Consider the following 12,703-nt stretch of genomic DNA (forward strand, 5'->3'; position numbering starts at 1 on the left):
TGTCATAATCCGAGGGTGTCCGAGACCCAGCTTCAGAGACGCCCGACCGGGCTCGCCGTTTTCCTGACCATTGCCGGCGCTATCGGCTTTGCCGCGGCGTTCGCGCTGACGCTGGACAAATTCGCCCTGCTGGAGAACCCCGACGCGCAACTCTCCTGCAATTTCAGCGTGCTCATCGGCTGCAGCACGAACCTGTCGTCCCCGCAGGGGGCCGTCTTCGGGTTCCCGAACCCGCTGATCGGAATCGCCGCCTGGTCGGCGGTGATCACCATCGGGGTCGCGGTCCTGTCCGGCGCACGGTTCGCACGCTGGTTCTGGATCGGCCTGAACGTGGGCGTGACCGGTGCGCTGGCCCTGGTGATCTGGCTCATCGGCCAGAGCATCTTCGTGCTCGACGTCCTCTGCCCCTGGTGCATGGTGACCTGGGCGGTGACGATTCCAAGCTTCCTGGCGGTGACCCTCTACAACCTGAGGGAGGGATATATTCCGTCGTCGGCATCCGTTCGCCGGTTCGCCGCAGGGGCCTATTCGTGGCTCGTGGTGATCACGCTGGCCTGCTATCTGGTGGTCGCCGTGATCGCCCAGCTGCAGATGGACTTCCTCCACCGCCTCTGACACCCTCCCCTCTCACGCGAAAACGCACTTGTTGGGGTTATGAGCGACTCATAACCCCAACAAGTGCAGGTTCGGCGAAGGGGAAGTGCGGGTTTAGTCGAACCAGAGGGCCAGCTCGCGGGCTGCGGACTCGGGCGAGTCCGAGCCGTGCACGAGGTTCTGCTGCACCTTGAGTCCCCAGTCCCGGGCGAAGTCGCCGCGGATGGTGCCCGGCGCGGCGGTGGTCGGGTCGGTGGTGCCGGCGAGCGACCGGAAGCCCTCGATCACCCGGTCGCCGGCAACCCGGAACGCGACGATCGGCCCGCTCTCCATGAACTCGACCAGCGGTTCGTAGAACGGCTTGCCCTGGTGTTCCTCATAGTGCTTGGCCAGCAGCGACCGCTCGGCCTGGATCAGCTTGACGTCGACGAGCGAGTAGCCCTTCGCCTCGATACGGCGCAGGATCTCGCCGGTGAGGTTGCGGGCGACGCCGTCTGGCTTGACGAGGACGAGGGTTTCTTCGATCTGGGTGGTCATGCGATCTCCTTCTGTCGATCTATTCGGGTGCCGCTGATCATGCAGTACGTCCACAGCGCGGCGAAGATGAGGCCAACAACGAACAGGGCCGGGTTGAAGATCCCGGAAAGGATGATGACCGCCTGCACGGCCCAGCCCACCAGATAGGCGAATGGGAAACGCAGCAGGGCGATCGTGGCCACCATCACGAGGCACAGTGCGGCGCCGCCTCCGAGCGCGACAGTCGGCGGCAGCGACCCCAGGCCGAACAGCACCAGCGCGCCGAGGAACACCACCACGAGCTCGAAGCCGAGCACGATCGACGCGAGTGACCGCTTCAGCGAACGGGGCCTGGCGGCAGCGGATGCCCCGGGGTCGACGGCGGGATCGCTCACGAGCTCATCCACTCCCCCGCGTCAGCCAGCGCGATGGCTTCGCCGACCAGGGTGATCGACCCGGTGACGATCACGGCGCGACGCGGCGCTGCTCCGGCCCATTCCCGGGCCGCGTCCAGTGCCGCGGCGAGGTCGCCGAAGCGGCGCGTCTTCGCTTCGCCGGCCCATTCCTCGACCCGGTCGGCGAGGTCGTCGACCGCCAGCGAACGCTCGGAGTGCGACTGGGTGACGTAGAACCGTTCCACCCCGGCGTCGAGCGCCGCGATGATGCCCTGGGCATCCTTGTCGGCCAGGATGCCGACCACCGCGACGATCTCGTCGAAGTCGAAGTAGGTGCCGAGCGCTTCGGCCAGTGCCGCGGCGCCGTGCGGATTGTGGGCGGCGTCGACGAGCACGCTCGGTTCCACCCCGATGAGCTGCAGGCGCCCGGGTGAGGTGGCGGTGCCCAGGCCCTCGGCAAGGAGGTCGCCGACCAGCATCTGGCTGCCGCCGCCGAGGAACGATTCCACGGCGGCGATCGCCAGCGCCGCGTTCTGCGCCTGGTGTGTGCCGTACATCGGCAGGAACAGGTCCTCGTAGGTGCCGGCCAGTCCACGCACCGAGATGAGCTGCCCGCCGACGGCGACGGTACTGCTGATCAGCCCGAACTCCTCCCCTTCGCTGGCGAGCGTCGATTCGGTGAGCTCGGCCGCGCGCTCCAGTTCCGCCTGCGCCTCCCCGGTCTGGGCAGCCGTGACAACGGATGCGGCTGGTTTGATGATCCCGGACTTGGTGCGGGCGATCTCGGCGATGGTTCCGCCGAGGCGCTTCGTGTGGTCCAGGGCGATAGGGGTGAAGACGGCGACCTGGCCGTCCGCCACATTGGTCGAGTCCCACTCGCCGCCCATGCCGACTTCGATGATGGCGACGTCGACCGGGGCGTCGGCGAACGAGGCGAACGCGAGCACTGTCAGCGCCTCGAAGAAGGTGAGCGGCTCATTGCCGCCGGCGAGGAGTTCCGCGTCGACCATCTGCAGGTAGGGCTGGATGTCATCCCAATTGGCGGCGAGTGCCTCGTCGCCGATGGGCTGGCCGTCGATCATGATGCGTTCGTTCAGGCGCACCAGGTGCGGGCTGGTGAGGAGGCCGGTCCGGAGACCGTAGGCGCGGAGGATGCTCTCTGCGATCCGGCTGGTGCTGGTCTTGCCGTTGGTCCCCGTGATGTGGATGATCGGGTACGCGGTTTGCGGGTCGCCGAGCAGGTCCACCGCGCGGCGCGTGGGCTCCAGGCGGGGCTGCGGCGCCATCTCCCCCATCCGGCCGAGCAAAGCCTGGTAGACCGCCTCGCCGGCTTCCCGGAATTCGCTCTCGTCCGGCTGGTTGGGCTGGGACCCACCGTTGTCGGACGGCGGCTGGTCAGACGGCGGTTTGCTAGACATTCACGAGTCCGTTCTCTCTGGCGACGGCGACGAGGAAGGAGCCCTGGTTGGCGTACTGGTTGGCGTCGATGCGCACGTAGTGCTCCACCGGTGAACCGGCGAGGCTTTCCAGCCACTCCGACGGCAGCGTGCCGGTGGCCGGGCGGGCGTGTACGCCGAACCGGGTGGCGAGCGTTTCTGCGGCGATGTCGACCTGTGCGACGGACTTGACAGCCCCGGCATCCGCTTCGTTTTCGAAGACCAGGTCGAGCCTGATCCGGTCGCTCACGGCGAAACCGGCCGATTTGCGGGTGTCCTGCACGGCGCGGATGACGTCGCGGGCGAAGCCCTCCGCGGCCAGGCTCGGCGTTGTCACCGTGTCGAGCAGTACGAAGCCGCCGCCGCCGAGAAGGGCCAGCGCGGTCCCGCCCTCACCCGGCGTGCCGGCTGTGGCGAGTTCGAGTTCGTACTCTCCGGGCACCAGTTCGATGCCGCCGGCGGTGACGACGCCGTCGCTCTCGCTCCAGTCGCCGTTCCGGGCGGCCTTGATCACCTGTTGCACACCCTTGCCCAGCCGGGGTCCGGCCGCGCGTGCGTTCACGGTGAGCCGCGAGGTGATGCCGTAGGCGGCGGCGCTGTCGTCGGCGAGTTCGACCAGGGTGACCTGCTTGAGGTTGAGCTCGTCACGCAGGATGGCGTCGAACGGGGCAAGCGCCGCGGTGTTGCCCGTGACGACGGTGAGCCCGGCCAGCGGCAGGCGCACGCGCAGGCCGGCCTGCTTGCGCAGCGAGAGCACGGTCGACGAGATCTGGCGCACCTGGTCCATCGCCCGCACGAGCTCAGGGTCCGCGGGGAACGCCGTGGCGTCCGGCCAGTCGGTGAGGTGCACGCTGCGGCCGCCGGTCAGGCCCTGCCAGATGCGCTCGGCAACGAGCGGCAGCAGCGGGGCGGCAACCCTGGTCACCGTTTCGAGAACCGTGTAGAGCGTGTCGAAGGCCTCAGTTCCGGTGCGGATGCCCGATCCGTCGTCGCCGACACCGGTCCAGAACCGGTCCCGGGAACGGCGCACGTACCAGTTGGTGAGCACATCGGCGAAGTCGCGGAGCTTCGCTGCGGCGAGGGTGCTGTCGAGCTGCTCCAGGTCCGCGGCCACGTCCTCGACCAGGTCGCGGGTCTTGGCCAGCAGGTAGCGGTCGAGCACGTCGGTGGAGTCGGTGCGCCACTGGGCGTCGTAGCCGGTGCCGCTATCCCCCGCGGCAGACCCCGCTGAGCCTGTCGAAGCGTTGGCGTACAACGAGAAGAAGTACCAGGTACTCCAGAGCGGCAGCATCACCTGGCGCACCCCTTCCCGGATGCCCTCCTCGGTCACGACCAGGTTGCCTCCGCGCAGCACCGGGGAGCTCATCAGGAACCAGCGCATCGCGTCGGAGCCGTCACGGTCGAAGACTTCGTTGACGTCCGGATAGTTGCGCAGCGATTTCGACATCTTCTGGCCATCGCTGCCGAGCACGATGCCGTGGCTGACCACATTCTTGAACGCCGGGCGGTCGAACAGCGCGGTGGAGAGCACGTGCAGGGTGTAGAACCAGCCGCGGGTCTGCCCGATGTACTCGACGATGAAATCCGACGGGTTATGGGTGTCGAACCAGTCCGCGTTCTCGAACGGGTAGTGCACCTGGGCGAACGGCATCGACCCGGAGTCGAACCACACGTCGAGCACATCCTCGATCCTCCGCATGGTGGACTGCCCGGTGGGGTCGTCGGGGTTCGGGCGGGTGAGTTCGTCGATGTACGGCCGGTGCAGGTCGGTCGGGCGCACGCCGAAGTCGGCCTCGAGTTCGTCGAGCGACCCGTAGACGTCGATCCGCGGGTAGTCGGGGTTGTCGCTCTTCCACACCGGGATCGGGGATCCCCAGTACCGGTTGCGGCTGATCGACCAGTCTCGGGCGTTGCCGATCCATTTGCCGAACTGGCCGTCCTTGACGTTGTCCGGCACCCAGTTGATGTCCTGGTTCAGTTCGACCATGCGGTCGCGGAAGTCGGTGACGCGCACGAACCAGCTCGACACCGCCTTGTAGATCAGCGGGTTGCGGCAGCGCCAGCAGTGCGGGTACGAGTGCTCGTAGCTGGCCTGTCGCAGCAGGCGGCCCTCGGACTTCAAGAGAAGGGTGAGCGGCTTGTTGGCGTCAGACCAGAGCAGCCCCTCGGCGTCCGGCACGCTCGCGTTGAATTTGCCGCCGTCATCGAGGGAGATGATCACCGGGATCCCATTGGCCTCGCAGATCCGCTGGTCTTCCTCGCCGTATGCGGGCGCCTGGTGCACGATTCCGGTGCCGTCCTCGGTGGTGACGTAGTCGGCGACGAGGATGGTCCACGCGTTGTGGGTTCCCCAGGCCTCCACGTCGGCGTAGTAGTCGAACAGGCGGTCGTAAGCGACACCCTCGAGCTCGCTGCCGCTGACAGTACGTGTCACTGCCGATTTTGCGTCCTCTGCGCTGTCGTAGCCGAGATCTTTGGCGTAGTTGCCGACCAGGTCGATCGCCAGCAGGTATTCGGCGCCGAGCACCTCGGTGGCCTGGTCTGGACGAGCTCGACCACCGGTGGTCGAGCTCGTCGAGACCTCCTCACGCAGCACCGTGGCATCCGGCGTCCCGTGCGGCCCGGCCGGCACGACCGCGTAGGTGATGTTCGGGCCGACGGCCAGCGCCAGGTTGGTCGGCAGGGTCCACGGGGTCGTGGTCCAGGCCAGCGCGCGCACGGCAGTGAGGCCCAGGCTCTCGGCCTTGGCGCCGACGAGGGGGAACGTCACAGTGACCGTCTGGTCCTGGCGCATCTTGTAGACGTCGTCGTCCATCCGCAGCTCGTGGTTCGACAGCGGCGTCTGGTCGCGCCAGCAGTACGGCAGCACCCGGTAGCCCTCGTAGGCGAGCCCCTTGTCGTGGAGCTGTTTGAAGCCCCAGATCACCGACTCCATGAAGTTGATGTCGAGGGTTTTGTATCCGTGGTCGAAGTCGACCCAGCGGGCCTGGCGGGTGACGTACTCCTGCCATTCGTGGGTGTACCGGAGCACGGCGTCGCGGGCGGCCTTGTTGAAGGCCGCGATCCCCATCTTCTCGATCTCGCTCTTGTCGGTGATGCCCAGCTGGCGCTCGGCCTCGAGCTCGGCCGGCAGCCCGTGGGTGTCCCAGCCGAAACGGCGGTGCACCTGCTTGCCACGCATGGTCTGGAACCGCGGGAACAGGTCCTTGGCGTAGCCGGTGAGGAGGTGGCCGTAGTGCGGCAGGCCGTTCGCGAACGGCGGGCCGTCATAGAAGACCCATTCCGGGGCATCCGCTCGGTTGTCGATCGACGCCTGGAAGGTGTCGTCGTCCTTCCAGAACGCGAGGACCTCGGTTTCGATCGCCGGGAAGTCAGGCGACGGAACCACTCCGGCCTGCTGCGGGGAGTCCGGATTCTGGGGCCTGGTGCCGTGGGGGTAAGTCATGGTTCTCCTGGACGGGTGGGTTGCTGCGACACAGCCCGGTTCCACGAGGACGTACGGATCCCTCCGCCGCGGTACCACCTCGCTTGCTGCCCCTGGTCCGTTCGGAACACGGGCAACCGCTTCTTCCACAGGCTGTGACGGGCCAACCCGTTCGGTTCTACCAGGCACGCACCGAGAGGCGCCCGCCGTTCTTCCGAAGACTCACCGGTGATGGCCGGATCACTGTCGTTGCCCTTGATTCTACACGGCGGGTTCGAACCCGGTGGCGAGCGCGGCCCGGTATCCGTCGCAGAGCGGGGTGATCGCCGCATCCACCCAGGGCGCCAGGTTGCCCCGGTTCACCCCGGCGCCGGCCCAGCTGATGGTGGCGGATGCCGCGGCGGCGAGCACCGCGGTCGCGAAGCTGCGGCAGAGCACACTGTCGGCCTCCGCGCCGATCCGGTCGGCCACGCCGGTGCAGATCAGATGCGCCTGGTCGTTGAAGCGTGACAGGGCGGATGCCGCGAGTTCCCCGGACGTGCCCATCAACTCGTGTTGGGTGAGGGCCCACGGCACCCGGGCCGGCCCGAACTCCGCGGCGATGCTGAGGATCGCCACGCGTACGGCATCCGTGGCTGATCGCTCCGCGTACACCCGGATCCCGCTCTCCAGGGCCTGCGGCAGCCGGCCCAGGCTCTCATCGATCTCCGCCCAGAGGAGGTCGCTCTTGGTCTGGAAGTAGTTGAAAAACGTGTTGCGGCTCACCCCGGCCCGGTGCGCGATCTGCTCGATCGTGGTGCGCGCGTACGTCTGCTCGAGGAAGAGCTCTGAGGCGGCCTCCTGCAGCATCTGCCTCGACGAGCCACGCGGGCGCCCCACCCGGTGCCCCGCGCCGGCGACTCCAGTGCTGCTCACGACACCCCTCCTGAAGCTCTACGATGGAACGGCCCACTCGTTTATGGGCTCAGTCCAAGAATTGCACACCCGGCTTCTGCGTGCCGGATGGGAGAGAGATCTGATGCACACCAGTAGTTCATCCCGGCGGCGCGGTGCAGTGATCCTGGCCGGCCTCGGCACGGCGGCGCTCCTCCTCAGCGGTTGCACACCCAGCAGCCCTTCCAGCACGGGCGACAAGCCGGTCAAAGACGGCACCTTGACCTACGCTTCCGGCGATGCCGAGCCCACCTGCCTCGACCCACACGTCGGCGGCAACTATCCGCAGGCGTTGATCAGCAGCCAGTTCCTGGAGCCGCTGGTCTCCCGCGACAAGGCCGGCGCCATCATTCCCTGGCTCGCGCGCTCGTGGACCCAGTCCGCCGATGGCCTGTCGTGGGACTTCACCCTTCGCGACGACGTGAAGTTCACCGACGGCACCCCGTTCGACGCGGCGGCGGTGCAGGCGAACGTCGCGCACATCCAGGACCCGGCGACCGCGTCGTCGACCGGGTACCTGGCGCTGCGAAAAGTCACCAGCACCGAGGCCGTCGGGTCGCATGAGGTGCGCCTCACCCTGTCGGTTCCCGACAGCGCCCTGCTGGAATCGCTCTCACAGCCCTGGGTGGCGATGGAGTCACCCGCGGCACTCAAACGCAGCCAGGACGAGAATTGCGCCTCCCCTGTCGGCACGGGCCCTTTCACCGTCGCCAGCTGGGTCAAGCAGGACTCGGTCACCCTGAAGAGGAACGACGCGTACACCGCGGGCCCGGCCGACTCGGCCCACACCGGCGCGGCGTACCTGAAGAGCATCATCTGGAAGTTCATCCCGGAGTCAGCCTCCCGATACGCAGCGCTCCAATCCGGCGAGGTCGATGTGATCGACAATGCCCAGCCCGACACCATCGTGCAGGCGGGGAAGAGCGACTCCATCCAGCACCTCGACGCGCCCCGCCCCGGGGCGTCGAACCGCATCGAGCTGAACTCCGGTAAGGCGCCATTCAACGACGAGTTGGTTCGCGAAGCGTTCATCCGCTCCGCAAATGTGGACGACGCGGTGAACAGCCTCTTCTTCGGCACCACCCACCGGTCGTACTCGGCACTCTCCAGTGTCGAATCGCTCGGCGACTCGCGGCCGGACCTGTTCGACTATGACCCGAAGGCCGCCGATGCGCTGCTCGACGAAGCGGGCTGGACCGCGCGCGACGCCGCGGGCTACCGCGTGAGGGACGGCGTGCGCCTGAGCGTCGAGTTCCCCGTGAGCACCAACCAGTCGATCCCCGCCGAACAGTCGCTGTTCGAGCAGATCCAGGCCACCGCGAAGAAAACCGGCTTCGACGTGAAGCTGGCACCCATGGACCTCTCCAGCTGGTACACGGCCCTCGCCAAAAACCAGTACGACGCGGTGAGCGCGCCGTACACCAAGGTCGGCCCCGACGTGCTGCGCATCCTGTACCACTCCGACGGAATCACACCGGCGCCGAGCGGCTACTTCGCGAACCTCGCGCAGGTCCACCTGCCGCAGCTCGACGCACTGCTGACGGAGGCTGCCGAGACGTCGTCGGCCGACCAGCGCGCCGCGCTGTACCGGAAGGCACAGGACACGCTGCTCGAGGGGTTCTACATCCTGCCGCTCTACGACCAGCAGAACCACTACCTGCTGGGCTCGTCGGTGCACGGGTTGCGCGCGCTGCCGACCGTGTCGACGCCCTCGTTCTACGACGCCTGGGTGAGCTGACAGGACCCGGCGGGGTCACCGCGCGAGTGAAGGACAGCTGATGAGGGGACGCGTCGCCAGGATGGTGGCGATCAAGGTGGCGGGCGCTGTCTTCGTGCTCTGGGCGGTTGCAACGCTCACCTTCTTCGCTGTGCGGCTGATACCCGGAGACCCCGCCCAGGCCATTCTCGGCGGGCCCGGGTCCCAGGCCTCGGCCGGGGCCCTGGCCGCGGTGCGAGCGGAGTACGGGCTCGACCAGCCACTGTTCATCCAGTACCTGCAGCAGCTCGGCCGGCTCGCCACCGGTGACCTCGGCCGGTCATACGCCCTCAACATGGACGTCGCACCGCTGGTCCTGGCCCAGCTCGGGGGCACCCTCACCCTGGCCGTCCTCGCGCTTGTGGTGGCGTGGCTGCTTGCGCTGGCACTGGCCACCTGGTCGACCCGCGCCGGTCGCGTCGGCTGGATGATCGGCTCGGGCCTGGAGATCGTCGCGGCGGCGCTGCCGCACTTCTGGCTGGCCACGGCCCTGATCGTGCTGTTCAGCAGCTGGCTCGGCGTCCTGCCCCCGATCAGCACTCCCGGCGTGGCGGGGCTGGTGCTGCCGGTGATCACCCTCGCCATCCCGCTGGCTGGTTTCCTCGGCCAGGTGATGCGCGAGTCGCTTCTTACCGCGCTCGAATCCCCCTTCGTCCTCTCGGCGCGGGCTCGCGGCGAGAGTGAACGCGGGGTGCGGTGGATCCACGTGCTCCGGCACGCGGCTCTCCCGGCGGTCAGCCTCTCCGGGTGGGCATTCGGCTCGCTGATCAGCGGCGCGGTGGTGGTCGAGACCATCTTCGCCCGGCCAGGGCTCGGCCGCACCCTGTTGAACGCGGTCACCGTGCGGGACGTGCCGGTCGTCATCGGTGTGGTGCTGATCGTCGCCGTGGCCTACATCCTGGTGACCCTCGCCACCGACCTCGCCAGCCGCAGCATCGACCCGAGGCTGCGCAGCGCATGAGCGAGGCAGCGCATGAGTGAGGCAGCGCATGAGTGAGCTCGAGGTCCAGGCGGCCTTCGGCCGACGATCCCTGCCCGGGCCGCCCCGCGGCAGGCGACCGGGCGTCGTCGAAGTGCTCGCCGCCGCGGTCGCCGTGTTCCTGGTGGTGTCCGCCCTGATCCCGGGGCTGGTGGCGCCGGCGGACCCGCTCGGCATCGACCCGCTGTCGGCATTCCAGGGTCCGTCGGGTGCGCACTGGTTCGGAACCGACGAATCCGGGCGCGACATCTTCACCCGGGTCATCCACGGCACCGGCTCCTCGCTCCTGATCGGCGTCCTCGCCACCACCATCGGCCTGGGCCTCGGTATTCTGCTCGGCACCATGGCCGGCATGCTCGGCCCGGTCGTCGACTTCGGGGTGAACCGACTACTCGAGGTGCTGTTCGCGTTCCCCGGGCTGCTGCTGGCGCTGGTGTTCATCCTGATCTTCGGCCCTGGAGTCGCGACCGCCACGGTCGCGGTCGGTCTGTCCACGGCGCCCGGCTACGCCCGCATCATCCGCGCCCAACTGGTCTCGGTGCGCCGCTCGGCCTTCGTCGAAGCCGCAACCGTCCTCGGCCGCACCCGCTGGCAGGTCCTCAGCCGGCACATCCTCCCCAACACCCTCGCACCGTTGTTCGTCCTCGGCACGCTCGGCGTCGGCCAGGCCATCGTCTGGGCCGCCGCGCTCAGCTACCTGGGCCTCGGCGCGCAGCCGCCGGCCGCCGAGTGGGGTGCCATGCTCGCGGCCGGGCGCACCTACATCACCACCGGCTGGTGGATGAGCTTCTTCCCCGGCCTCTTCATCGTGCTCACCGCGGTCACCGCCACTGCCCTCGGCCGCAGCATCGAACGACGGAAGAACCACGCATGACCGGGGCAACGGCATCCGCTCTCGGCCCGGACCCTGCGCCGGTCGCGGTGGTGCGGAACCTGCGCGTGGGTTTCGGGCCGCGCCCGGGCGTGGACCCGGTCATCGACGGGGTGTCATTCGAGGTGCGGCCCGGCGAGTGCCTGGCGATCGTCGGTGAGTCAGGCTCGGGCAAGAGCGTGACGGCGCGGAGCCTGCTCGGCCTGGTCGGTGGAAGATCCTGGTTGCAGGCCGATGAACTCGCCATCAACGGTGCATCCATGCTCGATTCGTCGGGACGAGGGCTCGCCGACCCGGCCTGGCGCCCCCGCCGCGGCCGCGACGTGGGGCTGGTCCTGCAGGACGCCCTCGTCTCGCTCGACCCGCTCCGGCCGATCGGCCGGGAGATCGCCGACTCGCTCCGGCTGCACACCCGGATGAACGCGCCGGCGCGCCGGGAGGAGGTGGCCGGCCTGCTGCGCTCGGTCGGGCTGCCGGGTACGGACGACGAGATCGGGCAGCGGATGCGCCGGCGCTCCGGAGAGCTCTCCGGCGGGCAGCGCCAACGCGCCCTGATCGCAGCGGCGATCGCGCTTGACCCGCCGCTGCTGGTCGCCGACGAACCGACGACGGCGCTGGATGTGACGGTGCAGGCTCAGATCCTGGATTTGCTGGAAAGCCTGAAGCAGCGCGGGACGGGGATTCTGCTGGTCAGCCACGACCTGGCTGTCGTGGCGAGGATCGCAGACCACATCGCGGTGATGAGCGACGGCGTGATCATCGAGCGGGGGCCGGGCGCACAGGTGCTCAGCGCGGCGATTCACCCGGTCACCCAGCGGATGCTCACCGCCGTGCCGGTGGACCGGCCGCGCGGCACGCGGCTCACGCCGGCCGAGCCGGCCAGCACCGCGCCCGCGAACGCGCCGGGGTCAACCTCGCTGCACGCGCCGGTGCCCGACCCTCTGTTCCCTCCGCTTTCCATATCGGTGCGCGCAGAACAGCCGCGTCTGCCGCATCTGCCGCACCGAGGGGTCGTGCTCGAGGCGAGCGGCCTCACCAAGGCCTTCACGCGACCGGGAGGGTCCCCTGTGCTCGCCGTGGACGACGTGTCGTTCCAGCTCGAGCGCGGCACCACACTCGGGCTGGTCGGCGAATCAGGTTCTGGCAAGACCACCATCGCGCGCCTCGCGCTCGGCCTGGCCGTTCCGGACGGCGGCGAGGTGCGGGTTCTGGGCGAGGCATTCAGTGCGGTGGCGGAGCCGGAACGCCGGCGACTGCGTCCGCACATCGGCGCGATCTACCAGGATGCGCTCAGCTCCTTCGACCCACGCCTCACGGTGGGCGACGTGCTGCGCGACGCGGCGGGTGGCGGCCGCCGCGCCGGGAACCGGGCCGCGGCATCCGCTGCCGACGCACGCGCCAGGCAGCTGCTCGACTGGGTGGGGCTTTCCGCTTCGCTGCTCACCCGGCGGCCGTTGTCGTTGTCGGGCGGGCAGCGGCAGCGGGTGGGCATCGCGCGGGCGCTGGCGTCGACCCCGCAGGTGCTCGTCTGCGACGAGCCGGTGTCGGCGCTGGACGTCACGATCCAGGCCCAGGTGCTCGACCTGCTCGACGAGCTGCAGCGGGAGCTCGCGCTCAGCCTGCTGTTCATCTCGCATGACCTCGGCGTGATCCAGCACGTGAGCGACCGGGTCGCCGTGATGCAAGGCGGCCGTATCGTCGAGCAGGGCGACACGAGCGCGATCTTCGCCGCGCCGGACCATCAGTACACCCGCCAGTTGCTCGGGGCCGTTCCGCGGCTGGTCTGAGTGCTGCGCGGT

At 68.8% G+C, this 12,703-nt stretch carries 10 protein-coding genes; 5 read left to right on the forward strand and 5 right to left on the reverse strand.

Annotated features, from left to right (window positions below):
• Positions 1 to 15: 15 nt before the first annotated feature.
• Positions 16 to 615: a vitamin K epoxide reductase family protein gene (locus tag AB4Y94_RS10065; protein ID WP_441727680.1), complete on the forward strand. Its 600-nt coding sequence runs from the start codon at positions 16 to 18 to the stop codon at positions 613 to 615.
• A gap of 93 nt (positions 616 to 708) precedes the next feature.
• Here AB4Y94_RS10065 and ndk read toward each other — a convergent pair whose 3' ends face one another.
• The 5 genes from ndk to AB4Y94_RS10090 all read right to left on the reverse strand — a co-directional run bounded on the left by ndk (position 709) and on the right by AB4Y94_RS10090 (position 7,280).
• Positions 709 to 1,131: a nucleoside-diphosphate kinase gene (ndk, locus tag AB4Y94_RS10070; protein WP_441727681.1), complete on the reverse strand. Its 423-nt coding sequence runs from the start codon at positions 1,129 to 1,131 to the stop codon at positions 709 to 711.
• A complete protein-coding gene (locus AB4Y94_RS10075) occupies positions 1,128 to 1,505 on the reverse strand; it encodes a DUF4233 domain-containing protein (protein ID WP_441727682.1) in 378 nt (125 codons plus the stop codon). Before AB4Y94_RS10075 ends, ndk begins: the two co-directional genes overlap by 4 nt.
• Positions 1,502 to 2,800 (reverse strand): bifunctional folylpolyglutamate synthase/dihydrofolate synthase, encoded by a 1,299-nt coding sequence (locus AB4Y94_RS10080; protein ID WP_441727785.1) that lies wholly within the window; start codon positions 2,798 to 2,800, stop codon positions 1,502 to 1,504. Before AB4Y94_RS10080 ends, AB4Y94_RS10075 begins: the two co-directional genes overlap by 4 nt.
• A 115-nt stretch (positions 2,801 to 2,915) precedes the next feature.
• Entirely contained in the window at positions 2,916 to 6,386 is a 3,471-nt protein-coding gene (gene ileS / locus AB4Y94_RS10085) for an isoleucine--tRNA ligase (RefSeq protein WP_441727683.1), read from the reverse strand.
• Positions 6,387 to 6,626: 240 nt separating this feature from the next.
• Entirely contained in the window at positions 6,627 to 7,280 is a 654-nt protein-coding gene (locus tag AB4Y94_RS10090) for a TetR/AcrR family transcriptional regulator (protein ID WP_441727684.1), read from the reverse strand.
• Between the two features lie 103 nt (positions 7,281 to 7,383).
• On the opposite strand from AB4Y94_RS10090, the gene AB4Y94_RS10095 reads away from it, so the two are divergent.
• Genes AB4Y94_RS10095 through AB4Y94_RS10110 form a run of 4 tightly spaced genes read left to right on the forward strand, consistent with a single transcriptional unit; the run spans position 7,384 to position 12,691 of the window.
• Positions 7,384 to 9,036, forward strand: a complete 1,653-nt coding sequence (locus tag AB4Y94_RS10095) for an ABC transporter substrate-binding protein (RefSeq protein WP_441727685.1) — start codon at positions 7,384 to 7,386, stop codon at positions 9,034 to 9,036.
• 40 nt (positions 9,037 to 9,076) lie between these two features.
• Complete coding sequence (locus tag AB4Y94_RS10100) at positions 9,077 to 10,015, forward strand: ABC transporter permease (RefSeq protein ID WP_441727686.1); 939 nt, start codon at positions 9,077 to 9,079, stop codon at positions 10,013 to 10,015.
• A gap of 28 nt (positions 10,016 to 10,043) precedes the next feature.
• Positions 10,044 to 10,907, forward strand: coding sequence for an ABC transporter permease (locus AB4Y94_RS10105; protein WP_441727687.1), 864 nt, complete (start codon positions 10,044 to 10,046; stop codon positions 10,905 to 10,907).
• On the forward strand, positions 10,904 to 12,691 hold the full coding sequence (locus tag AB4Y94_RS10110; RefSeq protein ID WP_441727688.1) for a dipeptide ABC transporter ATP-binding protein: 1,788 nt from the start codon (positions 10,904 to 10,906) through the stop codon (positions 12,689 to 12,691). The genes AB4Y94_RS10105 and AB4Y94_RS10110 overlap by 4 nt, the downstream gene beginning before the upstream one ends.
• Positions 12,692 to 12,703 lie beyond the last annotated feature (12 nt).

This window comes from Glaciibacter sp. 2TAF33, from assembly GCF_052114945.1.
GTDB lineage: Bacteria > Actinomycetota > Actinomycetes > Actinomycetales > Microbacteriaceae > Cryobacterium.

Coding starts and splice junctions, on each gene's coding strand:
- ndk (WP_441727681.1), bottom strand. CDS start 1,131: ATGACCACCCAGATCGAAGAAACCCTCGTCCTCGTCAAGCCAGACGGC.
- AB4Y94_RS10080 (WP_441727785.1), bottom strand. CDS start 2,800: ATGGGGGAGATGGCGCCGCAGCCCCGCCTGGAGCCCACGCGCCGCGCG.
- ileS (WP_441727683.1), bottom strand. CDS start 6,386: ATGACTTACCCCCACGGCACCAGGCCCCAGAATCCGGACTCCCCGCAG.
- AB4Y94_RS10095 (WP_441727685.1), top strand. CDS start 7,384: ATGCACACCAGTAGTTCATCCCGGCGGCGCGGTGCAGTGATCCTGGCC.
- AB4Y94_RS10100 (WP_441727686.1), top strand. CDS start 9,077: ATGAGGGGACGCGTCGCCAGGATGGTGGCGATCAAGGTGGCGGGCGCT.
- AB4Y94_RS10105 (WP_441727687.1), top strand. CDS start 10,044: ATGAGTGAGCTCGAGGTCCAGGCGGCCTTCGGCCGACGATCCCTGCCC.
- AB4Y94_RS10110 (WP_441727688.1), top strand. CDS start 10,904: ATGACCGGGGCAACGGCATCCGCTCTCGGCCCGGACCCTGCGCCGGTC.